This is a genomic window from Nonlabens sp. Hel1_33_55 (assembly GCF_900101765.1).
Lineage (GTDB): Bacteria > Bacteroidota > Bacteroidia > Flavobacteriales > Flavobacteriaceae > Nonlabens.
Genome location: NZ_LT627735.1, coordinates 108703 through 135641 on the forward strand (window position 1 = coordinate 108703; position 26939 = coordinate 135641).

25 protein-coding genes and 1 other RNA gene are annotated in these 26939 nt (G+C 37.9%); 6 read left to right on the forward strand and 20 right to left on the reverse strand.

Annotated features, from left to right (window positions below):
• Positions 1 to 176 precede the first annotated feature (176 nt).
• Positions 177 to 1559: a CHRD domain-containing protein gene (locus BLO34_RS00450; RefSeq protein ID WP_090751609.1), complete on the forward strand. Its 1383-nt coding sequence runs from the start codon at positions 177 to 179 to the stop codon at positions 1557 to 1559.
• Between the two features lie 277 nt (positions 1560 to 1836).
• On the opposite strand, the gene ssrA is transcribed toward BLO34_RS00450, so the two are convergent.
• Positions 1837 to 2234, reverse strand: a transfer-messenger RNA (tmRNA) gene (gene ssrA, locus BLO34_RS00455).
• Positions 2235 to 2469: 235 nt separating this feature from the next.
• On the opposite strand from ssrA, the gene BLO34_RS00460 reads away from it, so the two are divergent.
• Positions 2470 to 3702 (forward strand): NAD(P)-dependent oxidoreductase, encoded by a 1233-nt coding sequence (locus BLO34_RS00460; RefSeq protein WP_090751611.1) that lies wholly within the window; start codon positions 2470 to 2472, stop codon positions 3700 to 3702.
• 174 nt (positions 3703 to 3876) lie between these two features.
• Here BLO34_RS00460 and BLO34_RS00465 read toward each other — a convergent pair whose 3' ends face one another.
• The 8 genes from BLO34_RS00465 to BLO34_RS00505 form a co-directional block, all read right to left on the reverse strand.
• A complete protein-coding gene (locus tag BLO34_RS00465) occupies positions 3877 to 4257 on the reverse strand; it encodes a DUF2809 domain-containing protein (protein WP_090751613.1) in 381 nt (126 codons plus the stop codon).
• Positions 4254 to 4928: a DUF1361 domain-containing protein gene (locus BLO34_RS14810; RefSeq protein WP_090751615.1), complete on the reverse strand. Its 675-nt coding sequence runs from the start codon at positions 4926 to 4928 to the stop codon at positions 4254 to 4256. The genes BLO34_RS00465 and BLO34_RS14810 overlap by 4 nt, the downstream gene beginning before the upstream one ends.
• Positions 4929 to 5213: 285 nt before the next feature.
• The gene (locus tag BLO34_RS00480; protein WP_090751618.1) at positions 5214 to 6599 is read right to left on the reverse strand and encodes a DUF4153 domain-containing protein; all 1386 of its coding nucleotides are present in this window, start codon (positions 6597 to 6599) and stop codon (positions 5214 to 5216) included.
• A gap of 118 nt (positions 6600 to 6717) precedes the next feature.
• Positions 6718 to 7005, reverse strand: coding sequence for a winged helix-turn-helix domain-containing protein (locus BLO34_RS00485; protein WP_090751620.1), 288 nt, complete (start codon positions 7003 to 7005; stop codon positions 6718 to 6720).
• A 10-nt stretch (positions 7006 to 7015) separates the two neighbouring features.
• Entirely contained in the window at positions 7016 to 7660 is a 645-nt protein-coding gene (locus BLO34_RS00490) for a hypothetical protein (RefSeq protein ID WP_090751622.1), read from the reverse strand.
• Positions 7661 to 7896: 236 nt separating this feature from the next.
• On the reverse strand, positions 7897 to 8373 hold the full coding sequence (locus tag BLO34_RS00495) for a GIN domain-containing protein (RefSeq protein WP_157686577.1): 477 nt from the start codon (positions 8371 to 8373) through the stop codon (positions 7897 to 7899).
• Positions 8374 to 8491: 118 nt separating this feature from the next.
• Entirely contained in the window at positions 8492 to 11767 is a 3276-nt protein-coding gene (locus BLO34_RS00500; RefSeq protein ID WP_090751626.1) for a S41 family peptidase, read from the reverse strand.
• 219 nt (positions 11768 to 11986) lie between these two features.
• Positions 11987 to 12679, reverse strand: coding sequence for a T9SS type A sorting domain-containing protein (locus BLO34_RS00505; RefSeq protein WP_157686579.1), 693 nt, complete (start codon positions 12677 to 12679; stop codon positions 11987 to 11989).
• Between the two features lie 609 nt (positions 12680 to 13288).
• Between BLO34_RS00505 and BLO34_RS00510 the strand changes: the two genes are divergently transcribed.
• Positions 13289 to 15346, forward strand: coding sequence for a response regulator (locus tag BLO34_RS00510; protein ID WP_157686581.1), 2058 nt, complete (start codon positions 13289 to 13291; stop codon positions 15344 to 15346).
• 355 nt (positions 15347 to 15701) lie between these two features.
• Here BLO34_RS00510 and BLO34_RS00515 read toward each other — a convergent pair whose 3' ends face one another.
• The 7 genes from BLO34_RS00515 to BLO34_RS00545 form a co-directional block, all read right to left on the reverse strand.
• Positions 15702 to 16364 carry a hypothetical protein gene (locus BLO34_RS00515; RefSeq protein WP_090751631.1) on the reverse strand — a complete coding sequence of 221 codons (663 nt, stop codon included), beginning with the start codon at positions 16362 to 16364 and terminating at the stop codon, positions 15702 to 15704.
• A gap of 213 nt (positions 16365 to 16577) precedes the next feature.
• Complete coding sequence (gene kdsA, locus BLO34_RS00520; protein ID WP_090751633.1) at positions 16578 to 17399, reverse strand: 3-deoxy-8-phosphooctulonate synthase; 822 nt, start codon at positions 17397 to 17399, stop codon at positions 16578 to 16580.
• A 38-nt stretch (positions 17400 to 17437) separates the two neighbouring features.
• Positions 17438 to 17755, reverse strand: a complete 318-nt coding sequence (locus BLO34_RS00525) for a rhodanese-like domain-containing protein (RefSeq protein ID WP_090751635.1) — start codon at positions 17753 to 17755, stop codon at positions 17438 to 17440.
• The gene (locus BLO34_RS00530) at positions 17752 to 19152 is read right to left on the reverse strand and encodes an MBL fold metallo-hydrolase (RefSeq protein WP_090751637.1); all 1401 of its coding nucleotides are present in this window, start codon (positions 19150 to 19152) and stop codon (positions 17752 to 17754) included. Before BLO34_RS00530 ends, BLO34_RS00525 begins: the two co-directional genes overlap by 4 nt.
• A 69-nt stretch (positions 19153 to 19221) precedes the next feature.
• Positions 19222 to 19950 carry a thioredoxin family protein gene (locus tag BLO34_RS00535; RefSeq protein ID WP_090751639.1) on the reverse strand — a complete coding sequence of 243 codons (729 nt, stop codon included), beginning with the start codon at positions 19948 to 19950 and terminating at the stop codon, positions 19222 to 19224.
• Complete coding sequence (locus BLO34_RS00540; protein ID WP_090751641.1) at positions 19947 to 20420, reverse strand: TlpA disulfide reductase family protein; 474 nt, start codon at positions 20418 to 20420, stop codon at positions 19947 to 19949. The genes BLO34_RS00535 and BLO34_RS00540 overlap by 4 nt, the downstream gene beginning before the upstream one ends.
• 104 nt (positions 20421 to 20524) lie before the next feature.
• The gene (locus BLO34_RS00545) at positions 20525 to 21016 is read right to left on the reverse strand and encodes a YkgJ family cysteine cluster protein (RefSeq protein ID WP_090751642.1); all 492 of its coding nucleotides are present in this window, start codon (positions 21014 to 21016) and stop codon (positions 20525 to 20527) included.
• A gap of 98 nt (positions 21017 to 21114) precedes the next feature.
• Between BLO34_RS00545 and BLO34_RS00550 the strand changes: the two genes are divergently transcribed.
• Positions 21115 to 21885, forward strand: coding sequence for a hypothetical protein (locus BLO34_RS00550; RefSeq protein WP_090751644.1), 771 nt, complete (start codon positions 21115 to 21117; stop codon positions 21883 to 21885).
• A 54-nt stretch (positions 21886 to 21939) separates the two neighbouring features.
• Here BLO34_RS00550 and BLO34_RS00555 read toward each other — a convergent pair whose 3' ends face one another.
• The 3 genes from BLO34_RS00555 to ffh form a co-directional block, all read right to left on the reverse strand.
• On the reverse strand, positions 21940 to 22830 hold the full coding sequence (locus BLO34_RS00555) for a bifunctional 5,10-methylenetetrahydrofolate dehydrogenase/5,10-methenyltetrahydrofolate cyclohydrolase (RefSeq protein WP_090751646.1): 891 nt from the start codon (positions 22828 to 22830) through the stop codon (positions 21940 to 21942).
• A 77-nt stretch (positions 22831 to 22907) separates the two neighbouring features.
• Positions 22908 to 23297, reverse strand: coding sequence for a four helix bundle protein (locus BLO34_RS00560; RefSeq protein ID WP_090751648.1), 390 nt, complete (start codon positions 23295 to 23297; stop codon positions 22908 to 22910).
• 113 nt (positions 23298 to 23410) lie between these two features.
• Complete coding sequence (gene ffh, locus BLO34_RS00565) at positions 23411 to 24739, reverse strand: signal recognition particle protein (RefSeq protein WP_090751650.1); 1329 nt, start codon at positions 24737 to 24739, stop codon at positions 23411 to 23413.
• 251 nt (positions 24740 to 24990) lie between these two features.
• Between ffh and BLO34_RS00570 the strand changes: the two genes are divergently transcribed.
• Together BLO34_RS00570 and BLO34_RS00575 are read left to right on the forward strand one after the other, a co-directional pair.
• On the forward strand, positions 24991 to 25731 hold the full coding sequence (locus BLO34_RS00570; RefSeq protein WP_090751652.1) for a bacteriorhodopsin-like: 741 nt from the start codon (positions 24991 to 24993) through the stop codon (positions 25729 to 25731).
• Between the two features lie 147 nt (positions 25732 to 25878).
• Positions 25879 to 26256 (forward strand): PH domain-containing protein, encoded by a 378-nt coding sequence (locus tag BLO34_RS00575; RefSeq protein WP_090751654.1) that lies wholly within the window; start codon positions 25879 to 25881, stop codon positions 26254 to 26256.
• 200 nt (positions 26257 to 26456) lie between these two features.
• Here BLO34_RS00575 and BLO34_RS00580 read toward each other — a convergent pair whose 3' ends face one another.
• Positions 26457 to 26888 carry a peptidylprolyl isomerase gene (locus BLO34_RS00580; RefSeq protein WP_090751656.1) on the reverse strand — a complete coding sequence of 144 codons (432 nt, stop codon included), beginning with the start codon at positions 26886 to 26888 and terminating at the stop codon, positions 26457 to 26459.
• Positions 26889 to 26939 lie beyond the last annotated feature (51 nt).

A 26939-nucleotide genomic window follows, 5' to 3' on the forward strand; every position in this document is an offset into this window, starting at 1 on the left:
CTAGACTCTAAACTTATGTTTTCTTAAACACCAACACATACAAGTCAACGAGTTTTTGGACGATAAATTTTGTTTTTGCAAGAGGTTAGCGCACCAATCGATTTTATCTCCCTTATATAGAAATGTAAATTTTCCAGTTGATAACGATAGTACCTTTATTTTCTAAACAAAGAACTATGAAAAACTTTACTAAAATTATCAGCTTAGGCTTACTTGCAATGATTCTTGCATGTAGTCCTGAACCACTTGATGAGTTTGAGGAAATCTCTCAGCCTCAGGAAAATAATCTTGAATTTGGTGCAAAAAACGCCAAGCAAAGCAAAATAGAAGGCATCAGGGTAACTTATAAGCTAAGAGAGGCTGATGTGCCTGGAGTATCTGGTTTTATAACCATTAGAGATGCTGGAGTTAAAGGTGTGGAAGCTTTTATCAAGCTTAAAAACACTACGCCAGGATTAATGCATCCAGTACATATTCATGAAGGTGTTTTTGGCTCAGAAGGGCCACGTGCAAAAACTCTAAATCCTGTAAATGGAAGTTCGGGTATTAGCAAAACTTATTTCACTCACATGGATAACGGTGATGTAGCTGATTTTGATGAATTGGTAAATCAGCGTGAATACTATGTGGGTCCGCACTTTAGTATGGAAGACATGGAAACACTTCTAGCAGTTGGTAACATAGGTGTATTAGATCCACCAGTAGAGTGTTCTGACTGTGATGGTGGCTTGGATCGATTAGCCTTTCAATATAATGGCGATAAAACCGCACGAGTATCTGTGAAGCAATCTAATGGGCAAGTGATTTTTCAACAAGACCTTGATCCAGAAGAGCAATTTACCATAACTGGAACTGGACATGATAATACATTTGGAGATAAAATTTATATCTACGTCAATCATCATAAGGTGGCTAAAATCCATACAGACTGTGAGGAATCAGTTTTAGTTGGTGACACGTTCGATGATTTTGAAGTTGTGGATGGTAACAGTGTTTTAGGTGGACCAATATGTGATGCACCAGAAGAAGAACCAGAGCCAGAATGCAGCGATTGTGACGGTAAGGTGAACTATCTTTCTTTGAAATATACAGGTAAGCATGGAGCCAAGGTAACTATCAAACAGTCTCAAGACCATAAATATGTATATCACGGTTATGTGAAGCCAGGTGAGGTTATCAAAATAAACGGTAGAGCTCATGATGGATCTTTTGGAAAGGAACTCAAGACCTATATCAACTTTATTTGTAAAGATGATATTGATACTAGTTGTGATGAAGCGATAGGTCCTGGAAGTAAATTTGGTTATCTCACAGTTGTAGAAGGTACCAGTACAGAAGGTGGAGAATTGTGTGAAGTAACTGAGGATGATGAAGATGATGAGAATGAGTGTGATATCAAAGAATGGTGGCACAAACACTCTTCAAAATGTAAAAAAGATAAGAAAACGTACTGTGGTAATTACGGCTGGTGGCACAAGCACAGCTCTAAATGCTACAAGAAGGCAAAGAAATGTAAGATTAAAAGCAGATGGCATAAGCACAGTTATCGCTGTAAATAATACTTGTAGGTAAAATTAATTTTACTCCATCTAGATCAACCCAGTCAAAATTATTGACTGGGTTTTTTATTTTAAAACTTGATTGAAGGTGAGTTTAGCGGTAGAAGTTATACCATGATTCGTATTGATTTATTATAACAAATTGGTGGCGGACAAGCATTGGGAATTTAATTATTGAGCAATTATGTATTGATACTCAACGAAAAATGCTGTTATAAAATGTTAGTATTTTTTGAGAAAACATCAATAAAAAACCACGCGAACGCGTGGTTTTTACCTGTGGAGTCGGGCGGATTCGAACCGCCGTCCAAACGAGCGACTTCATCGCTTTCTACATGTTTAGTCATCATTTAATTTCAGTCGATGCACCGGTCGATAACTACCAAAGCACCGCTTGTCTTCACTTGAGTGTCTCCTCACCATCAAAGCCCTGATGAGGATAGGTCTATTTTTACGAATTCTCTATATCAAGTGCCATAAACCAAGGCCTTTGAGAGAATTCCTGCATGCTCGTCTTACGAGCCGAGGCACATCTTACTATAATTCAGATTATGCTGCTAGGGCGTAGTTATTCTCGCCGTTTAAAAAAGATGAATCATGAGATTTAAGAGCTGTGGCCCAGCGCTCTACATGCTTACAATCAACTCGGTCTCGCTGTCAAAACCAGTCGACCCCATTAGCTGCTTTCGCAGTAAATCCTAATCCAAATGGCTATAAATAGAAACCTTATAGCATCTTTAGATAAGGGTGGACAAAAGTAATCCAATGCCGTGGATATTGTGTAAAAACCATGCCAAAACCTCAGTATTTTTCTCTAAGATAAGTGAAGTTCAAGTCGCCATTTTAAACTAATCTTTTAAGAGCAGCAGGACATCATTACGTATCTTTCGGTAACTAAAAATTGAACATTATGAAGTTTGCATTGATCAAGGAACGCAAGAGCCCGCCAGATAGGCGAGTCGTTTTGTCGCCTGTTCAAGCGGCTGGTTTTAAGCACGCTTTCGCGAAAGCGGAACTAGTAGCAGAGTCCTCAAACATCAGAATTTTTAGCGATGAATCGTACACTGCTCAAGGAATTAACGTTGTCAACGATACGAGTGATGCAGATGTATTATTGGGAGTCAAGGAAGTTCCAGTAGATTCATTGATCGCCGGCAAAAAGTATTTTTTCTTCTCGCACACCATTAAAAAACAGCCCTACAATCGCGATTTGTTACGCGCGATATTAGATAAGAAAATCGAGTTGTATGACCATGAGACGATTACAGATGAGAATAATAATCGATTAATTGGATTTGGTAGATATGCGGGTTTAGTAGGTGCTTACAACGCATTTAGAGCATTGGGTTTGCGTGATGATCTTTTTGAGTTGCCTAAAGTTGATGACCTGGCAGATTTTGAAGCAGTGAAGGAAGAACTTAGAAAAGTCAAGAATGAATTACCACCCATCAATATCATCACGACAGGTAGCGGTAAGGTCGCTGGTGGAATTATTGAGATTTTAGAGATACTCGGGATCAAGAGATTGTTGCCTAAGGAATTTTTGCAATTGGGCCAATTTGAGAACAATCAAACCGTCTTTACCCAATTGGATGTAGATGATTATTACATCAGGAAAGATGGATACGTTCCAACCAGAACAGAATGTTATAATAATCCAGAATTGCTGGAGTCTGATTTCATGAAATTTGCCGCTGTAGGTGATATGTTCATCACTGGTCATTTTTATGGTGAAGGTGCGCCTTACTTTTTTACCAGAGAAGACATGAAATCTGCAGATTTTAATATCTCACTAGTGGCAGATGTTAGCTGTGATATTGATGGGCCTATCGCTTGTACGTTGAGGGCATCTACTATTGAGAACCCGCTTTATGGATACGATCCACGAACGGAAAAAGAAGTGCCTTTCAAAACGGACGAATCGATCACCGTCATGGCAGTAGATAATTTGCCTTGCGAGTTGCCTAAGAATGCCAGTGAAGGATTTGGTGAGATGTTTATTGAGCGTGTATTACCAGCATTTTTTAACAACGATGCTGATGGTATACTTGACCGCGCCAGAATGACTACGCACGATGGTAAATTGACTCCGCGATTTGAATACCTGCAGGATTACGTGGATGGAGAAAAGACTAAGTTTTAGCCTTAAGACCCAAGACCCAAGACCCAAGACCCAAGACCCAAGACCCAAGACCCAAGACCCAAAACCCGAAAATTATTGTTCCAGAGTAAGGTTATGATAATTAGATGCTTTTTCCGAGTCCATATTATAAAGATGTACGGATAAATTAAGTATTGATTTAGTACGGAGATCAAATTATTTATCATGATTCAAGGTGCGTTCCAAGATGTATATAATTGCTGCACCCAGAGTATACATCAATAGATCCATCCAGGAAAAAGAGGTTCCTATCACGATCCTAGCAATACGATTATTTGTCAAGCCTAGAACATCAACTATTTGTAACAATTGCATTAATTCAATAGCAAAGCTTATAAACAAGGCAAAATACATTCCTTGCCGCACACTGGAATTGGTTATTGACATAACAATGCCATACACCACGATTGTCGCCAGTAAGTCGCCTAGATAAGGTCTTACAAAACCATCATTGATGAATAATGCAATAATCAGTTCAATACCTAGCAGTAATAATGTGGTGATGATATAAAAATATCGTGGCTTTCTTAATATCATTTGTTGGTAAACTTTTGAAAGACCATATAGCCAAAACTAAGAATTAAGGCCAGTGACAAAATCTGCATCCATATGAAATAATAATCGAATGGGTTTATGAATAGCTTCAGGGAATCGGTAATTATACTCGTGGGATCGCTCAAAATATCCCACGAATTATAACGTAAACTCCTTCCTAAATAAACTCCTATAGCGCTCAGGAAAAATAGGGTACATGTTGCGAGGCGCTTCTTTGATTTCCTTAAACGTATTTGGAAAATACTTTTCCAGTGTTCTATGCTCAAATACATAAAATAAATCCCAGCAATAGAATAACAACAGAATACCAAAAAATCCAGCCACCATAATTCAGCTTCTAATTCTAGGTGAATGAAATCTGTTATCATGTACGGAGCGTTGGGTAAAAACAGTAACCATAAACAGAAACTTCCGATTAGAAAGAGCCTCTTCCAGAATCTGGGTAGATGGCTCAATAGCGATGCATTTTGTTTTACAAACCATGTTAATGCATATGGTAATAATGCCAAGAACAGATTCCATCCCATAAATATTAAATAGAACTCGTGTGATAACTTCACTCGGATAGCAAGAATCACTAAGCAGAAAGCGGTGATTCCAGAAACGCATACAGCCTCTTGATTAAGATGATTCTTGATGGTTATAGAATTCATGATGATAAAATGTATATGTATCCAACGACAATTGGAATATTGATGAGCAAGCAATAAATACTGAAAAGGTTTTCTTTGAAAGTTGGAGTAATTAGTAATCGGGTTACCATAACTAGAAGTATGATAACGTTTGCTAAAAATGCCAGTACAATAAATGTTGCACCTATTCCATAAACGAGATCGATCGGAAATAGAATTGATGACAGGAATATTAAGCCGCCCAGTATCAAAGTAAAGATGGCAACCCACAAAGCTATTTTGCTATATGTATGAAAAGATGAGATTCTATTTCTCATAGCTCTCAGTTTTATAAAATATATAATTGAACTCTTGCCAGTTTCTATCCTCAATCTGATTGATCTTGTTTTCAATTTTGTAATCATATCTATCCACGCTAAGAACCTTATTGTATAAAGAACTCTTTTTAAGAACTAGTGCGTTTTGTGGTAAATGATTAAACAGTTGGTCCATGTCGATATGGTCATTTTGAATATTATAATTAGAAATTATCGCAGACCAGTTTATCCAACCTAGTAATGCAAGTACAGCAATGCTCCAGCTCAAATTCTTTCTAATTAGAAATACAAAATTGTAAGCATAATGCACCTTCATAAATACGGTCACTATTCCTATTAGACAAAGAATTAAATAGACAAGTACTCCTATACGTTTGTCTGTGAGTCCATAAGATGAAATGTATATCCAGGTCTTTACGGCAATCGTGAATAATAACAATGTGTTGAGAATCATCCAGCCCGTTGCGAGAAGCTTAATGGTTTTATTAGATTTTAACCAATTTATAGCTCCTCTAAACACAAATGCAATCAGGCTTATCGCAATCACCACACTAACTATGGAAGAATTGACGCCTTGGTGAACCGCCTTTGAAAGGTCTGCCGCCGCAAAGTCTGAAAGATTTGCAAGAAACATGAACTCTGAAATGAGCACGAAAACCAATAGGATGTTTAGTACTATCATTGAAATGCTCCCAATCCTTAATTCTGTGTTAGCATATTGATGTTCTGCTTCGTTGGAAGGAATCAGAAAATTACCTTGACTTGCATCTGCTTGCATCAGTTCTTTTATGGGTTGAGGTTGTATGATATTAAGCATTAAGAATGTTGCAACGCTAGCGGTAAAGAACCATAGGAAATCAATCATTTCAAATTCTTTGAAAAGAGACGTAACCCATGAATCAAAAACAGGATTAGCGTCGCGGTAAAATGAGATAAAAACAAAAATCAGAGTCAGCGGGATGCCAACGGCTAAAGCCCATTCCCAATATTTGGTTTTGGATGGGTTTTGAATGTTTTCCTTTTTTGAGGGATACAGAAAGTCATGAAATATCCCCAAAAGGATATTGTATAGACCATTTGCAAGACTGATATATACACTGGCTCTAGAATAGGCCAAATAACCCAACAACATAAATAGACATGCGAAATAACTCCAGACGGCTGTCGTTGCGCCATGCCAGGTTATGGCTACGGCGCTAATCACAAGTCCACAAGCACTTACAACGAGTGGTAAACTCCATTGAATCTTACGGTTGATGAGAAGTAAAACCAACAGAAGGAATGCAGAAAATAGCAACACATTGATTCCTAAAAGTTGGTTGTGAAATAGAAGAGCAAACAGAAGGCCGCCGGCAATGGATAGGATGTTTTTCATTGTTAATGTTTTTAAAGTTTTGATTTTAGATGATGAAGTAGATTGGATAAAACAATTTGGAAATAATATAGAGTACTTTGAAATACAAAGTAAAAAAATAAAAAAATTTCTTTTCTAGTCATTTCAGTAATTTTTCAAGAGCAGTAAGATGTTGTTTGAAGGCAGCACGTCCTAAGTCTGTAATGCTATATCTGGTATTTGGTTTGCGGTCTATGAATGATTTCTTCACATTGATATAATCCTCTTTTTCTAATGCTTTACAGTGACTGGCGAGATTCCCGTCAGTGACCTCAAGGAGGTCCCTTAATTCTTTAAAATCTGCATCATCATTCACCATAAGCACAGACATGATGCCCAGCCTGATGCGGTTTTCAAATGCTTTATTAAGATTTGTGATGATACTCACTTGTCAAATATTATTTATTAAGATCGTACTTGTTATACATGATGATGCCGTAGATAATGTGCGTCACACCAAATCCAGCCGCCCAAAAATACAATCCGTATCCTATGAATTGCGTATTGATCAGGCCAAGAATCGCACAGGTCAACCCCAAATATTTGACCGTTCCCAATGTGTATTTTGAAGCACTCATACATGCTAAGCCGTAAAAGATAAGCATCGCTGGAGCAATGAGACCTATCACTCCATATTGTAAAAGAACCAGCGTGAACAATCCACCAATAGATAGCGGTGTTAGGAAGCTTGCAATGAGTCGCATGGTTTGAGCTCCCCATAATTTTTGCTTGGTTTTTTCAGCTTTTTTACGGGTAAGAATAAATGCTGTGAGAATGGCCAGTAGAAGTACGATGCCAGCTATCAATAATAATAACAATACGGTATTTTCATTCCAAGCTTTGAAAACTTCATAGGCATTGGCGTTAGTAAGACCATCTGTTTGCTTTGCCTGCTCGATCACAAAATGTGCTGCCACAGCACCTATAATCGCATAGATTCCCGCCATCACACCGCTCATTCCCGACAATGAGATAAACCTGGTCGATCGATCCATCATCGATCTGATCTGTTTGAGATCCTCGCTATATTTTTCTAATTGCATAGTAAAGCACTTTGAAACACAAAGTAAAAGTAAAATTTTGAATTGTGCAATAGGGTAGATGATAATCTCGCTTTCGCGAAAGCGGAACTTTTCAACTTAAATTATTTACGCTTTATCATTTGATTGATAATCTGATATTTCGATATTCAGGTAATTCAAACAAATGATTCACAAGAGTTTAGAGCAAAAAAAAACACCCTGAATTTCAGAGTGTTATTTGTAAAACCTTTGCTATCCTAATTCATGGTGACCATATTACCATCTTTGATAAGCATGGTTGTCGCAGCACCTGTTGAATTAACGCTGCTGTTTCCATTTTGATTTATAGATAGGTCATTAATTTTAGTAGAACCTAAATCAAGCTTAGCATTCTCATCAGTCATTACGGTTAATTTGTCTATACTGCTGAAACCCTCTACGGTTACATTAGCATTTCCTGAAACTTTTATCGCATTCAAACTTCTAGTGTAGATTCTCATTTTTGAATTTGAGTCACCACCTTTCAAATTCAACCGGTTCGCTGAGGTGCTTACCATCGATTTGAGATCATCCATACTACCACTAGACTGAATCTTAGCGCTAGGCGAATAACGTATTTCTATTGTAGCATCACTATCGATGTCGATCGTTGTGAAACTACTTGTTTCCATGGAGGCCTGTGCAAAGCATACACTGGAAACAATTAATGCGAACAATACAATTAGATTTTTCATAATGTCATATTTGAAGGTTATACTAATAAGACATTAAATTAGGGATATTGTTACATATTATGATTTAAATTATCAAATATATTTATTTGCAACATGTTAATTACAAATACGATAAGCATTAATTCTCTTCATCATAACCATCTGGTCGTTTCCATCTGACTGGTGCCGCAGGTTCTGGTTTCATTTTGAATTCTTGTGCTGGTAATAGTTTCAAGGCTTCTTCAACGGCTCTTTCGAGTTGTGGGTCTCTTCCATCTGTTGTTGATTTTGGATTTTGAATTACCTCTATGTCTGGAGCGACGCCTTCACCTTCAACAGCCCATTCTCCATTAAGATCGTAGAAGCCACCACGCGGTGCCACCATTCTACCACCATCAACAAATGGAGGTGTGTCCCAAGTTCCTACTAATCCACCCCAAGTTCTGGTTCCAACCAGCGGGCCTAAATTTTGTTGCTTGAACATATAGGGTAATAAATCACCACCAGAGCCCGCGCGCTCATTGATGATCATCACTTTTGGCCCAAAAATTCCAGCCATAGGCGTGGTCCATGGTCGGTTGTCATTTGCCTTACTATTAAAATAACCGAAAGGCTCTCTCTTCAAAATATCGATCATATAATCTGCAGCACTACCACCACCATTATTGCGCTCATCCAGCACGACACCTTTTTTATCTTGTTGGCTAAATAAATATCTATTGAACGAAGTAAAGCCGCCAGGGCTTGTGTTGGGAATATAAACGTAGGCCAGTTTCCCATCTGATAGTTCATCGACTTTTCTACGATTTCCTTCCACCCAATCAATATATCTCAAACTGCGTTCGCTGGATATTGGTTTTACCAATGCCTGTCTCTTGGAACTACCATTTGCTTTTGAGCTTACCTCAATCATAATCTCCCGATTGGCGGTTTGCTCTAATAATTTATAAGGATTTTGATCTGTCTTCAATTCTTTACCATTGATGGAAATCAAGTAGTCTCCTACATTAACATCGATTCCAGCCATTCCTAATGGGCTTGTGGTATCAGGATTCCAGCGCTCGCCGTTGTAGATTTTAGAAATCTTGTACCTGTCATTTTCTACCTCTAAATCTACACCTAGCAAACCAACAGGAATTCTACCTGGATCAGGAAGGTCACCGCCAGAAACATAGGAATGGCCAATAGCCACTTCACCACTCATAATGTCTACTACATAATTCAAATCTGTGCGGTGTCTCACGTTCTTGATCCATGGCGAGTACCATTCATAGATTTTGTCCCAAGGTGCACCATGTACATTATCCACATATAGGAAATCTCTCATGTAACGCCATCCTTCCTTGAATATCTGCACGTATTCCGCTTGAGGGTCGACTTTGACGCTTAGGTTTGTGTCAATTTTTCCATCACCAGATTTTATTGGTGATTTTGTGGGGTTTATAGAATAGCTATTACCATGGTTGAGCAATATATGTGTACCATCAAAACTCGTTTCAAGGTCTTGAATACCATCGGCAAAATCTGTGGCTTCTTGTTTCTTAGTATCGTATAAATGAAGCTTGAAGCCATCTTCATTTTCAATTTGTTGCAGGACAAAGACGTTACCTTTTTCTGCTTTCGCAAGAGCGATATAATTTCTTTCTGGTAAGTTCATGGTCACTATGCGATCGTATATACCTTCTTCATTGATGACGACATTGACTTTTTTTGCTTCATCGTCTGCAGCATCAAACCCTTTTTTCTCTCGTTCCTTTTTCTGCTCTTTTTTATCCTCAACAATATCTGCCGTAGTTTCTTCATCTGATTCTGGTAGGTTGGGAGCTTTACCATTTTTAGAAAGCACTACGGCATACAGAGATCTTGTGGTCGATGGATCATAAGAACTCATATCCAGCCATCCAGAGGTCAGGCCGTAATTGGTACTTGCAAGCGTGTACAAATATTCTCCAGACTCATCCCAAATAGGAGTGATGGCATCTGCTAGAGGATCTGTAATCTGGATAATTTTTTTGGAGGCAATGTTATAGGCATAGATTGCTTTGAAATGACTTTGCTGCTGTTTTGCATAAGCGATCCACTGACTATCTGGTGACCACACAGGATTCATGGAGCGATCTGGATGTGCATAGCTATCTGTATCTGCTTTTGTAGAGGTGCCACTATCTATGTTTGTGATCCAGATGTTGTAATGCGTATCTGTATAAGCAATGTTTTTACCATCAGGCGACCACTGTGGCTGAAAATAAAAGGTAGGATCATCAAAGGATATGGTTTTGATGATAGAGCCGTATTGATCTGCAATCACAAGGGCGTACTCACCGCTGGCGTCAGAGAACCAAGCCACCTTATCACCTAACGGTGACCAGACAGGACTACGTTGTGCAGATCCTGGAGCATTGGAAAGATTGCGCCACGAACCTTTTTCTTTAGGGACACTAAATATCTCGCCACGGTATTCAAAAAGGGCTCGCATACCGTTGGGTGATAGCGAGGCGTTAGTTAAGTCACGTGCTGTAGCATCTTCCCATCGCTCACGGGACGTGTTCAGGTCTGCACTAACCGTTATGGGAATCACTCTTGTGGCACCTGTGGACGGGTTGAGCAAATTTATTTGACCGCCATGTTCATAAACGATCTGATTCTCATCTGCATCCAGACTTTTGACATCAAACTTTTTATGGAAGGTGATTTGGTTTTCCTGCTTTGTGTTGGGGTCATAGGACCAGATGTTGCTGGTGTAATCACGCTCTGATAAAAAGTAGACCTTGCCATCATGCCAAACTGGATCCAGGTGACGTTCTTTAGTAGGTTGTGAAGTAGTCTGCAATTCCATTGTTTCTAGATTCACGACCCAGATAGGCATCGCCTGGCCGCCACGATAGTTGCGCCATTCAGGATCCCAAGATGTAATAGGAGTATAAGCAATATGATTCCCATCTGGTGAGATCTCGCCATAGGCTGCTCTGGTTAGCTTCATGGATTCTGGAAATGCATCTTCCAATCCTATGGTAAAGAACTTGGTGGTTTCAGTAGGTTTTCCCTCACGATCAGACCGGAATAAAACTTTGTTGTCTGGAGTCCAGCCAGTCACAAAATCACCGCCAGGATGGTAGGTCAGTCGTTGCGGTGTCCCGCCATTTGAAGGGATCACAAAGACATCTATATTCCCATCATATTCACCAGTAAAGGCAATCATAGTGCCGTCAGGTGAGAAATGGGGCACACTCTCATATCCTATATCGCTGGTTAATCGCTGTGCCATACCACCGTTTGTTGTGGCAGTCCATAGGTCATTACCGTAAACAAAAACGATCTGGTTACTGTGAATGGTAGGTTGTCGTAATAATTTGGTTCCTTGAGAAAAACCAAGGGATGACAGTAACCCAAAAAGTATTAGGATAGTAGATTTCATGAGGTCTCATTTTATAAGAACTCTAAAATAATCAATACTTTGGGACTGTTGAAATATCGCTTTCGCGAAAGCGTAATAATTATAGACCTCTATAAATCTAAATAACTTTAGAGCCTACAGCTTACTATTTGTAATTTATGAGATGGGTGTTAGAGAATAACAGCTGTAGTTGTAGCAATTGCAGATTTTAAAGTCTGATTTTTGGACAGTAAAAATTAATTATCTTTTTAAAATCTTTCTATATATAGCATTACTAGTTTCTACATCAGTAATCTTGATCAGGTAAGTACCACTGCTCAAATTGGACAAATCAACAACTTTATTCGTGGTATAAAATAAGGTATTACCAAGCAGATTGTAGACTTCGACATTAATTTCATTACCATAATTGATTGTTATGGTTGATGTCGTTGGATTAGGGAAAATCTGGATCCCAGCATCTTGTATAGAGCTAGTTCCAAGAGTTTGTTTCCGCGTAGCAGTTATTGCTGTAATATGGGTAGGATCAGCGAAGTCAAAACCTACTCTTTTGCTTTCTACATCAAGATTACTATCCATAATAATCCATTCAGATTGAAGATCCTTTATAGAAAGTCCCAAGTCAGCTTCCTCCAATTCATTAAGGTCCACATTTTCATATTTGAAATACACCATACCCATGTAGCTTTCTACTGGATTACTCCATTCCATAACCTTAGATACACTCTTAGGGTTATTTACAGGTGTAACAGTCGATGTCACTTCATTAGGTCCTTCAAAAGCATAATTGATGGAAGGTTGTAATTCAACTCCATTGATGTACAATTGCGCACCAGTTTCCATAGAAATACTACCGCCAGACATTATTGTAAGGTCTTGTGCACAAACAACCGTGGAGAATAATAAAATGAAGAAGTAAGTAATTTTTATCATAGATGCTTTATAAAATGATGACGATAAATCGTAGTCACCAACTACAATTATAAGTTTTATTATGCTCATATATCGGAATAATCGATTAACGGTAAGGTATTTAAGCAAGTTTAACCTGTTTTTTTAAAGGAAGGTTCATTCATCGAATAAGTATTGAAAACTAAATTTAAAAAGAAGTAGCATTTGAACTTTTCTATCAAAACTCAATTATCCATTTAAATGCAACTCTTAAGTTTTGATGTAGATCAAGTTGCCTAAGTCTATAGACATACATCACTACTGATATCAGGAGACTTTTAAGAAAAATTTATTGCGCTTCTTTCATAGATTTTGAAGTTTGAAGTCCCAAAAATGTAGGAAAGTTGTATTTTCATTTTTTGGCAATAATTCAAAACCAATCAATTCTTGCTTCTCACGTCAATAAAAAGTATCGAAAATTTTAGAATAGTATTTGTGATCCTCACGCTGTTGTGGAGCTCATCTATCATAGCTCAAAATAGTGAAAGCGAATATTCTCCAGAGGAACTTGAAAAGGAGCAGGAACTTAGAGAGATTCTTGGGCAAATACGTGACAATTATGATAGTCAGGATTTTGTAAAAACTATCAGCTTGAGTCAACAAGGTAGAGAGCTGAGTAATTCTTTGCGATTTTACAATTATTATACGGCAATCTCCAGTAATCTAGGAATGGCGCTTATACAAATAGAAGATACCATACAAGCTAAGGAAGTTTATAGGGAATCTCTAGAAAAGGCAAAGAATTTTCAACAAACAGAATTTCCAGAAGGCAGAAAATCAGGAACACTTATAACTGCTAATGTTGACTATGCGAATGTGTTAGCGTTGACGGGAAACTACTCTGAAGCTATTTCAAATTATATTGCTGCTTTAGAGCTAACTGCATCAGATGACATTGATGGCTTATTTATAATTAACTATAATATATCTGAATCTTTTTTGGAGCTTGAGGAACCTCAGTTAGCCTCTAAATACTTAAATGAGTCTGCAAGACTCTCTAATCAACTTCAATATGACCCGTTTAATGCTGGGATTGAGCTATTGTACGGTAAATATTATGTACAACTGGAAAAATATGAAAAAGCAAAATCCAGCTTAGAAAAAAGTATAGAAATTGCTAATGAATCGGATTATTCAGAAGTGCTGATTGAAGCATATTTAAGTGTTTCAGATGTGTACTTTGAGCTAAATGATTACAAAAAAGCTTTTGAATCTTCCAAAAAACTAAGTGTACTACAACGAGATAAATATAAAGATGAGAGTGTAAAAGCAATTCAGAACGCTAGAGCCAAGTTTAATGCGGACGAAGTTCAAAGAAGGATGCAAGCACAAATCGAAGCTGAGCAATTAAAAGCTGAAAATAAACGTCAAGAAGTTACTGTTTTATGGTCATCAATAGCATTGTTTATTGCTTCTATCCTAATCGTAGTTTTATACATAAGTTTTTATAGACGAAAAAAACTGAACAAACAGTTAGTTGAAAAAAACACTATTTACTTACAAGAAAAAGAAAAGAGTGATCAACTGCTAACCGCGCGTAACGCGTTGTTCTCAAGAATTAGTCACGAACTTAGAACACCTATGTATGGTATAGTGGGTATTTCTAATATGCTGATAGACGACAAGAAAATCGTAGGTGAAAACAAGAAGAATGTCCAGTCGCTTAAGTATAGTGCAGATTACCTTCTATCTCTGATCAACAATGTTTTGGAGATGAATAAACTCAATAGATCTTCTAATTTGACGCTTGCTCAAGAAAATTTTGATATCAGGGAATTATGTCATCACGCTGTTGAGTCTGCTAAATTTATCGTCCCACATCATACCAATACATTTCATATAAATATCTCAGACGATGTAGCAAAAATCTATAATGGCGATGCCGTCAAACTGATGCAGGTATTGATCAATGTTTTGGGTAATTCTAATAAGTTCACTAAAAACGGAGATATCAGCCTTAATATAACTAAGACAGAAAATTTAGACAATTACCATTCTCTAGATTTTTTGATTAAAGACACTGGGAAGGGAATCGATAAAAGGAAGTTGAATGACCTTTTTGATGAAAGTAAGTTTATCAATCATAATGAGGAAAATGAAGGTACGGGATTAGGGTTGCCAATCTCTAATAAGATTCTTGAATTACAAGATTCAGAACTTACTGTTGAAAGTGAAAAGGGTAACGGAACTACGGTAAAGTTTAATTTAAAGTTGGAAGCAGTCGAAGTTCCATTTGAAGAACTTCATCGTGAAGCCTCGATCCCTGAACAAACATTGAAAGGGATTAAACTGCTCATTGTTGAGGATAACAAAATCAATCAATTGGTCACCAAAAAAATCATTGAAGGTTTTGACGGTACGTATGATCTTGCGGACTCTGGAAAAGCCGCCATACAAATGGTCAAGGAAAATACCTACGATATAATATTAATGGATATCAACATGCCACCTGGAATGGATGGGTTCGAGGCTACGTCTAGAATTAGAGAATTTCAGCCAACGATACCTATCATTGCTCTAACTGCAGTTGAACAGTTAGAGATTGAGGAGCGCATGAAAGACTCTTCCATGGATGATTATATTATCAAACCTTTTAAGAGTAAAGAGTTCGTAGATAAAATCTTCAAGAATCTTCCGGCAAGGGATTGAAAATTAGATTTGTCGATAGAACTTTACATCTCTCAACTCTGTCTCCAATAAGCTCGCAACTTCTGACTTCACTCAACGAATAGAGATCATCAATTCCATTCTACATTAAGCCTGTAGTATCCAGTTAAGCTAAATTCAATTTATAAGAAGTCCTCAACAAAATTGAATGGTTTGGCATAGATTGAATGAGGTTTAAATTGAGTTTTTTAGCAAATATTAAATCAACACTAGAGTTAGAATACCAAATTTATTTGATCTGATTGAGTGATTCAAGATGTCCTTTTTTACAGATCACAGTACAAAAAAACCTTGACGGTTAAGTCAAGGTTTAAATATTATAAGTTACGAGTAGGATCTAGTGCTTAGACACTACCACCCATTTTTTGATATTTCCATCGTACATAAGAAGCATCAGATCATTCTTTTTGATATTATGATCATTTTCACCGGCAATTCTATTGTTAGGCTGGGATTCATCGCTTCCCTTTTTAAGTTGAATGTCTCCAGATGTTGGATATAGATACACCATCGTACCGTCAGGAGCCTCTTTGAATCCTGTTATATCTACTTTGCTTTCATTATCACCATTAGGCAACCTCACAATTGGCCAGGTTGTGCGTCTGTCTCCAGGCAAGATTACTATTCCAAGGTCAAGGTCATTAATAATACCATCAGAGCCAGGTGCATAGTTGTCTTCTAAGGTACCTCCATTAGGCAATTCTGCTACCGAAGTATCTGTCTCTGGTAACTGTACCACTAGCTTATTACTTTCAAGAACGATATTTTCCCCTATTTCAATCGGGACAACGTTTCCGTTTTCATCAACACCCATGATGTAAACAACATTTCCTGTTGCTCCAAATTCTCCATTAGCCTTTTTAAGACTTCTTATTCTTAGGGTTCCATTGACATCAAGGTTTGCCGTGGGTGAGTTAGTGTTGACTCCTATATTTTGAGCCATAGCAGCTGTACTCAATAGAAGAGTAGTAACAAAATTTAGAGTAGAGATCTTTATCATGTAGGGTTTATTCTGACACAAAAATATCGGACTTATTTTAATATATACGGATTTGAATGACTTATCGACGTATGACCCTTAAATTTTACTTTAATCGATTTAATCTATCGCTTAAGTGTTCTAACAGAAGCAACTACAAACATATGTGTAAAAATCATTTTAAGTAAATCACTAGATCTTCCAAAACTCTTTATCAAAAATAATTTGATCTAACTAAGCGAAAGAATTGATGGTTTTTCTAATACTCACTAATCTGGTGAGTAACCCTTCTAAGTATTTGAGATCTAGCATATTTGCGCCATCGCTTTTTGCATTTGCAGGATCAAAATGTGTTTCTATAAATAATCCATCTACGTGATTGACGATTCCAGCTCGCGCTATGGTTTCTATCATATCGGGACGTCCACCAGTAACACCGCTGGATTGATTGGGTTGCTGCAAGCTATGAGTGACATCGAGAACAGTAGGCGCATATTGTCTCATGGTAGGAATACCTCTAAAATCAACAATCATATCTTGATAACCGAACATGGTCCCACGATCTGTAATTATGACTTGCTCATTACCAGAATCGGTTACCTTCATGGCTGCATGCTTCATGCTTTCTGGAGACATGAATTGTCCTTTTTTCAAGTTCACAACTTTGCCGGTTTCTGCAGCGGCTACAACTAGATCAGTCTGACGTACTAGAAATGCAGGTATCTGTAGAATATCCACATATTCAGCAGCCATTGATGCATCACTTACTTCATGAATATCAGTTATGGTCGGAATCTGAAAAGTTTCACTCACTTTACGCAAAATCTTCAAAGCTTTCTCATCACCTATGCCTGTAAAGCTATCGATACGACTGCGATTGGCCTTTTTGAAACTACCTTTGAATACATATGGAATGGATAACTTATCTGTGATGTTTACCACCTTTTCTGCTATTCGCAACGCCATTTCTTCGCTCTCAATGGCGCACGGTCCAGAAAGCAAGAAAAAGTTATTTGAATCAATATATTTTAGTTGTGGTACTTTGGATAAGTCCATAATGTAATAGGTAAGCTTAAATATTAAATGTATTCAGATTATTCAGGAATAGTTGTATCACCATCCCAATTGCTGTAACCGCCAATTAAATTATAGAGGTTATCAATACCTGATTGTTTCATAATTTGACAAGCTTGGACGCTACGACTTCCAGCTCTACAATAAACGTAATAATTTTTTGAAGCATCCATTTTCTGGACTCCTTCCATAAATTCCTGTGGCTGATAGATGTCTAATTGTTCTGCTCCAGGAATAATTCCATCTGCAAATTCTTCATCAGTACGTACGTCCAGGATGACTTTATTATCATCGTTGGCAGTCATTTCCTGCCATTCTTGATTGCTTAAATTTTTCATAGTGTGTGAGTTTCTACGGGTGCACCCGCAACATTTTTAATGGCTCCATAACCACCTTCAATATTAATCATGTTTTTGATTCCGCGAGATTGTGCGATGCTGGCATAAATGACAGATCTGTAACCTCCTGCGCAGTGAATATGGTATTTATTTTCAGCATCTAGTTCTTTTAGATTTTCATGAACTTTATCTAAAGTAAACAAAGGAACATTAGCTAGGTGTGACTTTTGGAATTCTGCAGGTTTTCTTACATCGATGATGTTCTCAACAGCACCTCTATTGAAATCTGAAATAAATTTTTCAGCAGATTTATTTTCAATGGACGCCGTGTCAAATCCAGCTTCCTGCCAAGCTTCAAAACCACCTTTTAGGTATCCATTGACATTATCGTATCCTACTCGCGCTAGTCGTGTAACCGCTTCTTCCTCGCGACCTATAGGTGCTACCAAAACGATTTTTTGATCAATATCTTTAATTAAAGAACCAACCCAAGGCGCAAACTGCCCATCCAGTCCAATAAACCAAGATCCTGGAACGTGAGCAGCGGTAAACTCTTGCGGACTCCTTACATCAAGAACCAAAAATTCTTGATCTTCAGATAAGCTTTTGAATGATTTTGGATTTATAGCTGTCAGACCTCGTTGGAGAACCTCATCGATGCTAGAATTTACACCGCGGTTCATCTGTACATTTTTAGGGAAATAAGCTGGTGGTGCAGAGATCCCATTAGTTACCTGCTTTATAAAATCTTCTCTAGACAAATCACTCGCAAGGGCATAGTTCGTAGCTTTTTGATTTCCCAAGCTGTCGCTGGTCTCACTACTCATATTTTTCCCACAAGCGCTACCAGCGCCATGGGCTGGATAAACTATGATGTCATCTGGTAATTTCATGATCACATCACGTAGGGAATCAAACAACATTCCAGCAAGCTTATCCTTAGAAATGTTTGATTTTACGGCAAGATCCGGTCGACCTACATCACCTATAAATAGGGTGTCACCGGTAAACAAAGCTTTTGGTTTTTCGTTTTCATCTTTAAGCAAATAGCAGGATGACTCCAGCGTGTGACCAGGCGTGTGAAGCAAGGTCAATGTTATATTTCCTATTGAAAATGATTGTTGGTGGTTCGCTTTCGCGAAAGCGTAACTCGTCTCAGCATTGGGACCTATTACAATAGTCGCACCTGTTTTTTGAGCTAGATCTACATGACCGCTAACAAAATCTGCATGAAAATGAGTAAGAAAAATATATTTGATGTTGGCCTTGTCTTGATCTGCACGATCAATGTATTGCTGGACTTCCCGTAATGGGTCTATTACCGCAGCATCACCTGCAGAGGAAATATAATACGTTCCCTGCGCAAGACATTTTGTGTAATACTGTTCGAGCACCATGACAAATCTTTATGCAAAAATACGCAATATCTACAGCTTGCTAGAATCCTGTGTGGTTACTTGATTCCACTATTTTTTAATGGAACAACCTATCGCGACGGTTGTTTTAGGATCAATTTCTCTACCACTAATTAGGGCATCAAGGGCATCCTTCAAAAAATGATTTTTAACCGCTTTGACATCTTTATGATTATCGTCAATAGCACCTATATATCTTACAATGTTTTTAGAATTTTCCTTTTCTAAAAGAAAGACATGTGGCGTTTTTGTGGCTCCATATTGTGGGTAAATGTCCTGTTTAGAGTCAAATAAATAAGGGAAAGTAAATCCTTTTTCTCTAGCCCGAATCTTCATATTTTCAAAGCTATCGTCTGGATATAATTCTGGATTGTTAGGGTTTATCGCAATTACAGGATATCCTTTTTTCTTGTATTCTTTGTCAATAGCGATAATTCGATCTTCATAAGCTTTACTATAAGGACAATGGTTGCAGGTAAAAATTACTATGAAACCTTTTGCGTCTGGATAATCTTCCAATGACTTAAAACTGCCGTCTATATCTTTCAAATTGAAATCTGTAGCTTCATCGCCTATGGAATATCCTACCAGTTCATCATCTTCATTTTCTGAATAGGCATTATCAAAGAACTGTTCGTCCTCTTCGGTTTGGTTGTAGTTTTCATTTGGATTAACGGCATATAATTCTCCAGATCTAGAAGAATATTCCATAGCACCAAAAACTACAGCGCCTGATAGAGCAATCAAGCAAACAACGGTTAATATCTTGAGCGTTTTCATAAAAATTTATTTATTTCTGACTTCAATTCACTAGCGGTGAATGAAGTATTGTAAAACATCTTTTTTGAGCCTTTTTGAATCAGTGTGGCTGGTATTGCACCATCCCAATGCTGATCAACCATTGGAATCCATTCTGCAGCATAAGGATCGTCCAACAACTTTACCGTTGGCGTGATATTATTCTTTACCAAAAACGGATTTACCAATTCATCTACATTTTCTACATCGTCAAGACTAATCAATATTACTTCAATATTGTCCTTATCATCTATTTCTACAAAAGCTGGTAATTCTTCCACGCAAGGTATGCACCATGTCGCCCAGAAGTTAATTACTTGGACACGATCTGTTGCTGGCTTATTGATCAAATTAGTTAAATAATCTCTACCAACAATTTCGGTTTTACTTGGCTCTTGTTTGCTACAAGATGTCAATATTACCAAACTTAATAAAAGTAGTATTTTGCGCACGCGGGAAATATATGTGAACTATTGAGTACTATAATGTGATTTAACTAACCTTAATAATAACGGTGAATTTATTGTAGGAATTTAATAAGTAAAGGACTACAAAATTAGCTTTTAATCGATTCCTTCATTCTCTCTACAATATGAAATGCAGCTGGACAGATAAATGTGTTGGCAATGGTGATCGAGGCAATCTGAGTCAATTTTCTACGATCAGTATGCGGGTATTCTCTACAAGCTTTAGGCCGTACTTCATAAATACTACAATAATTATCTGCACCTAGAAAGGTACAAGGCACTGTTTGAAGTACATAATCCTTATCCTCATCAATACGTAAATAGGTATCAATAAATGAAGCGGGTTTCATTTTAAAGTGTTTCGCAATCCGGTTGATGTCATTTTGCGTAAATAAAGGACCAGTTGTTTTACAGCAGTTGGCACACTTAAGACAATCAATCTCTTCAAAAGCCTCATCGTGTAACTCTTGTGTTATAGAGTCTATGTTTTTAGGAGATTTACGTTTTAGCTTTTTGAAAAATGCAACATTCTCCTTTTTACGTTGGGCAGCAATCGACGGTAAATCCTCTGGCGAAATCATGATAAGTTGGGAACTAATTATAAAAGATCGTGCAATTTAAAAGAAGCTTTTGGGTTTTAAGTATCTAAGCTCTATTTTGTGTAACATAAAAATCTAGAATGAAAAAAATACTGATGTTTTTGTTTATCGTTGGCCTTATAGGTTGTTCCAGCGATGACAATGGTAATGATGACAATGGAAATCCTGGCAATAACGGCAATGCAAATTTGCGTTCTACAGGCGATAGTGCTGAAGAGTTATTGAGATCGAACACTTTTGATCAATTAGAGATTGAGATAATTTATATCAACGGCATACGTCCAGAAACTGAAACGCTCGTCAACTTGCAGAACTTTCTGCAGCAGCGACTCAATAAGCCTGAAGGTATTTCAATTACACAGCGCAATATTACCGATAGTACTGGCGAGAATTATACTATTGAAGAAATTGACGACTTAGAACAGGACAATCGAACCAGCTTTACCAGAGACAACACCATAGCCGTGTCTATTATTGTGGCAGATAAGCCCAATGAAAATGATGAAGGAAATTCCGTAGTGCTGGGAACGGCGTATCGCAATACATCATTAGTGATTTATCAAAGCACGGTTGAGCGATTTAGCGGCGGATTGAATCAGCCGTCGAGAGTTAATCTGGAAACGACGGTTTACAATCACGAGTTTGCCCACCTTATGGGACTGGTCAACTTAGGTACACCATTGCAAAGTCAGCATGAAGATCCAGATAACGAGCGCCATTGTGATGTGGAAGGTTGCCTGATGTTTTTTGAAATCAACGGTGGCAATGTCCTTAATATGATGAACATGACCAGTATCCCACAATTAGATGCACAATGCATCGCAGATCTTCAGGCAAATGGTGGTAAATAATAAGTTGAAGTTTTATTTTTAGTTCGCTTTCGCGAAAGCGGACTTCTCAAACAACTATTTGCTACTGGCTTCTCTGTGACGTTCTCTAGCTAAAAGTGTGTTCTTAAGCAGCATCGCGATGGTCATAGGACCTACACCGCCTGGAACTGGTGTGATATGACTAGCCTTTTTTGAAACGTTTTCATAATCTACATCACCGGTAATGTAATAACCACGCTCGCGTGATTCATCTGGAACGCGTGTGATTCCAACGTCAATAATTACAGCACCATCTTTAACCATTTCGGCTTTCAAGAAGCCTGGAACGCCCAGCGCGGTGATGATAATATCTGCTTGAGATGTGATTTGGGTAATATTTTTAGTACGACTGTGAGTCAAGGTAACCGTAGAATTTCCCGGAAATCCCTTTCTACCCATCAAGATACTCATAGGTCGACCCACAATGTGTGACCTACCAATGACAACAGTATGCTTACCAGAGGTTTGTACCTCATACCGATCTAGTAATTCCAGAATACCAAATGGAGTCGCAGGAATAAACGTACTCATGTCCAGCGCCATACGACCAAAATTCGTTGGGTGAAAACCATCTACATCCTTATCTGGATCCACTGCCATCAATACCTTTTGGGTATCAATTTGTTTAGGCAACGGTAGCTGAACGATAAAACCATCGATATCTGGATTATTATTAAGCTTCTTGATTTCCTTCAATAGTTCCGTTTCACTGGTAGTAGCTGGCATGCGCACCATCGTACTTTCAAAACCTACACGCTCACAGGCACGAACTTTTGATCCTACATAAGTCAAACTTGCACCATCATTACCAACAATCACAGCTGCCAGATGTGGTACTTTCTCGCCATTGGATTTCATCTCATCGACAATATCCTTAATCTCATTTTTTATATCGTTGCTGGTCTTTTTGCCGTCTAGTATGGTCATGGTGTGGTGGTTTTAATTTTCTATTGCCAATTTTGAAATGGCTCTGCAATTTGTAATTGCCGATTATATTTTAATAATCAATCGTATTTATTTCCTTTACGGTCACTATTTTTCAAGTACTTCATGAATCCTGCAATTTGGGCTTGGCATTCATTCATTTGTTTGGCGATGCTGCCAAATTTTTCTGGCTCTAAATATTTTCTATCTAAGCATCTATATAATTGAGATTTTGATTCCCCACAACTTGCTTTTGCTATACTAAGAAACTGAATAAATTCTCGATTACCATCTCTTTCAAATCCCTCTGCGATATTATCCATAATTGAACCTGAGGACTTATTGATCTGGTTCCAAAGACCATAATCTTTTTGCAAATCACTTGATAAATACAAATCGTATATCTCATTACAGATAATTCTGGCACGTTGCCAAATTTCCAAGTCTTCAAAAGATTTGTAATGAGCCATATTTATATTTTTGCAAACATTGAAAGAGGTGACTTTTAGTTTCTAAATTAATTAGGAATCGGTAATCGAGAATTGCGACAGCAATTCAAAAATTGGCAATTATACGTAGTGCCCTATCTCATTTTACTCATGGCCTGCATCATCGCTTTCCCTTTTCCTCCTTGCATCATCTTCATCATCTTGCTCATTTGGTCAAATTGTTTCAAAAGTTGGTTGACTTCCGTTACTGTAGTACCGCTACCTTTTGCGATTCTTTTTTTACGAGATCCATTGATAACTTGTGGTTGCGTTCTTTCTTGAACCGTCATGGAATGGATGATGGCCTCAATTCCTTTGAAGGCGTCATCATCAATATCCACATCTTTCAACATTTTACCGGCACCTGGAATCATTCCCATGAGATCCTTCATGTTACCCATTTTCTTGATCTGCTGGATCTGAGAAAGGAAATCATCAAAACCGAATTGATTCTTGGCAATTTTCTTACTCAGTTTACGGGCTTCCTCTTCGTCAAATTGTTCCTGAGCACGTTCCACAAGAGACACGACATCACCCATTCCCAAAATACGATCTGCCATACGTTCTGGGTAGAACACATCGATCGCCTCCATTTTCTCACCAGTACCGATAAATTTGATAGGCTTATCAACTACTGACTTAATTGATAAAGCGGCACCACCGCGAGTATCACCATCTAGTTTTGTTAGAACAACACCATCAAAATTAAGGCGCTTATTAAAAGCCTTTGCAGTATTCACGGCATCCTGACCCGTCATGGAATCCACAACAAATAACGTCTCGTGAGGTTTGACCGCAGCATGAACATCTGCAATCTCTTTCATCATTTGCTCATCAATCGCAAGACGACCGGCAGTATCTATAATTACAGCATTGAAGCCGTTTTGTTTTGCATAGGCAATCGCAGCTTCTGAGATCTTTACAGGATCTTTTTCATCGCGATTTGAAAATACCTCGACACCTATTTGCTCACCTACTACATGCAGCTGGTCAATCGCTGCTGGACGATAGATATCACAAGCTACGAGAAGCGGTTTTTTGTTCTTTTTGGTCTTAAGATAGTTGGCCAGTTTTCCAGAAAAGGTTGTTTTACCAGATCCCTGCAGACCAGACATAAGAATAACCGTAGGGTTACCAGATAAGTTGATTCCTTCAACAGATCCACCCATGAGTTCCGTCAGTTCATCCTTGACGATTTTTGTCAAGAGCTGACCTGGCTTTAATGTGGTAAGTACGCCTTGCCCCAGCGCCTTTTCTTTTGCCGTTGAGGTAAACTCTTTGGCAATTTTATAGTTCACATCTGCATCGACAAGTGCGCGACGTATTTCCTTAAGTGTATCTGCTACGTTAACCTCAGTGATGCTGCCGTGTCCCTTGAGGACGTGCATCGCTTTGTCCAGCTTATCCGTTAAATTATCAAACATATCCTATACTCATTTTTGAAGAATGCAAAGATAGAATTTCGTTGCGTGGCGTTCAAGGTTTTAGAATGTTAATCTATGCACGATGATGAGGTTTAGTTCGCTTTCGCGAAAGCGAACTAAAACAGAAATCTTTTACTACATATCAAGCTATTTGAATTATCAATTAAATAATATTTTATAAAATTTATTAAGGATTTGTAAATAATAAAGTTTTAAACGACTTAAATAGTTAATAACCATAAACTTTATATATGAATAATTTATTATTAAATGTCGAGGTAGTCAGACTGGCTGCTGACGATTACGTAGGTTTTACATTCTTTGTAGGATGTATGGCAATGATGGCTGCAAGTGCCTTCTTCTTCTTATCCATGAGTAGTTTTGATAGGAAGTGGCGCACTTCAATTTTGGTCTCTGGACTCATTACATTTATTGCTGCTGTGCATTACTGGTACATGCGAGATTATTGGTCTGGATTTGGTGAATCGCCTGTTTTCTTTAGGTATGTTGACTGGGTGCTTACCGTACCTCTTATGTGTGTAGAGTTCTATCTCATCCTTAGAGTAGCAGGAGCTAAAAAATCACTTATGTGGAGATTGATTTTCTTTTCGGTAGTTATGCTTGTTACTGGATATGCTGGTGAAGCTGTTGATCGCGATAATGCATGGTTATGGGGTCTTATTTCAGGTATCGCCTACGTTGTTATTGTTTATGAAATTTGGTTTGGTACGGCAAAAAAACTAGCAAAGTCTGCTGGTGGCGCCGTGTTATCTGCTCACAAAACGTTATGTTGGTTTGTCCTTGTGGGATGGGCGATTTACCCTATAGGTTATATGGCGGGAACCCCAGGATGGTATGAAGGTATTTTTGGAGGATGGGACCTAAACGTGATCTATAACATAGGAGACGCGATAAATAAGATAGGCTTTGGCCTTGTGGTCTATAATCTTGCAGTTATAGCTATGAATAAAAAGGAAGGTATAGAATCCTAAAATAAATTATCAGTTTTATATTAAGCCGTTTTCATTTAGAAAGCGGTTTTTTTTATGCTTTCGCGAAAGCTTAAAAATCATCAAACCCTTTAACAAGATTCTAGAACTATGGACTAGACTAAGGCTTTATATTTATCAAAAAGAACGATGAGTTTTATAGATAAAATGCTGGGAAATGCCGGCGAGGTTTCCAATGAAGAGTTGTTGAATGAGTACGGTCATCTTCTAATTGAAAATGAAGCCGTTGAGATGGGTTTTGTTCTGTTTAGGGATGTATTCTTGTTTACCACAAAGCGTTTGATTCTTATAGACAAACAAGGCTTGACAGGTAAGAAAATGGATATGAAATCTATGCCTTATAAAAGCATTTCCAGATTTTCATTGGAGACCGCAGGAACCTTTGATCGTGATGCCGAACTCAAGATCTGGATTTCCAGCGAGAACCTACCCAGCGTAAGTAAGAAGTTCTCCAAAGCCGTGGACGTCTACAAGGTACAGCGATTGCTGGCAAGCAAGACTTGTTGATAAAAACGTTGTGGTGTGAGTTGTGTCAGAATTCTATTATATAATCTGAAATTCAATCCCAATTTAGTAAATTAAAAATGCCCTTTTGATAATCTCAAAAGGGCATTTTATTTAATATAAATAGCCGATTCTTTTTGCGACCGTATTGCTGTCCTCAAATGACATGGGTCTCAAATAATTCTCAGCTTTATTCCAACTTGCTAGTTGATCCCAACAACCTCAAGATCAAAAACGAGATCCTGTCCAGCTAGTGGATGGTTTGCATCAACGATGATGAACTCATCCTTAACGTCTGCAACGCGCAACTGGCGCTCAGTTCCGTCAGGATTTTTTGCCATCAATCCCATACCTACTTCTGGTTTGATATCTTCTGGCAATTGATTGCGTTCTACTTTTTGAAATAATTCTTTCTGCACATCACCGTAGGCTTCTTCCATAGGAATCTCTATGGTTTTTTTTTCGTTGACTTTCATACCAGTCAATCCTTTCTCAAATCCCGGAATCAATTGGTTCTGGCCTAATTTTGCTTCTAATGGCTCTCTATTTTCTGATGTATCAAAGACACGACCATCGTTTTTTAGTTTACCTGTGTAATGAACTTTAACTGTATCGTTTGCTTGCACTTGACTCATAATATTTCACTTTTTTGTATGATGTGCAAAGGTGAAAAACATGAATCCCAA

Bases quoted from the DNA above. Each gene is read 5' to 3' on its own strand.
- BLO34_RS00450 (WP_090751609.1), top strand. From the start codon at position 177: ATGAAAAACTTTACTAAAATTATCAGCTTAGGCTTACTTGCAATGATT.
- BLO34_RS00460 (WP_090751611.1), top strand. From the start codon at position 2,470: ATGAAGTTTGCATTGATCAAGGAACGCAAGAGCCCGCCAGATAGGCGA.
- BLO34_RS00465 (WP_090751613.1), bottom strand. From the start codon at position 4,257: ATGATATTAAGAAAGCCACGATATTTTTATATCATCACCACATTATTA.
- BLO34_RS14810 (WP_090751615.1), bottom strand. From the start codon at position 4,928: ATGAATTCTATAACCATCAAGAATCATCTTAATCAAGAGGCTGTATGC.
- BLO34_RS00480 (WP_090751618.1), bottom strand. From the start codon at position 6,599: ATGAAAAACATCCTATCCATTGCCGGCGGCCTTCTGTTTGCTCTTCTA.
- BLO34_RS00490 (WP_090751622.1), bottom strand. From the start codon at position 7,660: ATGCAATTAGAAAAATATAGCGAGGATCTCAAACAGATCAGATCGATG.
- BLO34_RS00495 (WP_157686577.1), bottom strand. From the start codon at position 8,373: ATGAAAAATCTAATTGTATTGTTCGCATTAATTGTTTCCAGTGTATGC.
- BLO34_RS00500 (WP_090751626.1), bottom strand. From the start codon at position 11,767: ATGAAATCTACTATCCTAATACTTTTTGGGTTACTGTCATCCCTTGGT.
- BLO34_RS00505 (WP_157686579.1), bottom strand. From the start codon at position 12,679: ATGATAAAAATTACTTACTTCTTCATTTTATTATTCTCCACGGTTGTT.
- BLO34_RS00515 (WP_090751631.1), bottom strand. From the start codon at position 16,364: ATGATAAAGATCTCTACTCTAAATTTTGTTACTACTCTTCTATTGAGT.
- kdsA (WP_090751633.1), bottom strand. From the start codon at position 17,399: ATGGACTTATCCAAAGTACCACAACTAAAATATATTGATTCAAATAAC.
- BLO34_RS00525 (WP_090751635.1), bottom strand. From the start codon at position 17,755: ATGAAAAATTTAAGCAATCAAGAATGGCAGGAAATGACTGCCAACGAT.
- BLO34_RS00530 (WP_090751637.1), bottom strand. From the start codon at position 19,152: ATGGTGCTCGAACAGTATTACACAAAATGTCTTGCGCAGGGAACGTAT.
- BLO34_RS00535 (WP_090751639.1), bottom strand. From the start codon at position 19,950: ATGAAAACGCTCAAGATATTAACCGTTGTTTGCTTGATTGCTCTATCA.
- BLO34_RS00545 (WP_090751642.1), bottom strand. From the start codon at position 21,016: ATGATTTCGCCAGAGGATTTACCGTCGATTGCTGCCCAACGTAAAAAG.
- BLO34_RS00550 (WP_090751644.1), top strand. From the start codon at position 21,115: ATGAAAAAAATACTGATGTTTTTGTTTATCGTTGGCCTTATAGGTTGT.
- BLO34_RS00555 (WP_090751646.1), bottom strand. From the start codon at position 22,830: ATGACCATACTAGACGGCAAAAAGACCAGCAACGATATAAAAAATGAG.
- BLO34_RS00560 (WP_090751648.1), bottom strand. From the start codon at position 23,297: ATGGCTCATTACAAATCTTTTGAAGACTTGGAAATTTGGCAACGTGCC.
- ffh (WP_090751650.1), bottom strand. From the start codon at position 24,739: ATGTTTGATAATTTAACGGATAAGCTGGACAAAGCGATGCACGTCCTC.
- BLO34_RS00570 (WP_090751652.1), top strand. From the start codon at position 24,991: ATGAATAATTTATTATTAAATGTCGAGGTAGTCAGACTGGCTGCTGAC.
- BLO34_RS00575 (WP_090751654.1), top strand. From the start codon at position 25,879: ATGAGTTTTATAGATAAAATGCTGGGAAATGCCGGCGAGGTTTCCAAT.
- BLO34_RS00580 (WP_090751656.1), bottom strand. From the start codon at position 26,888: ATGAGTCAAGTGCAAGCAAACGATACAGTTAAAGTTCATTACACAGGT.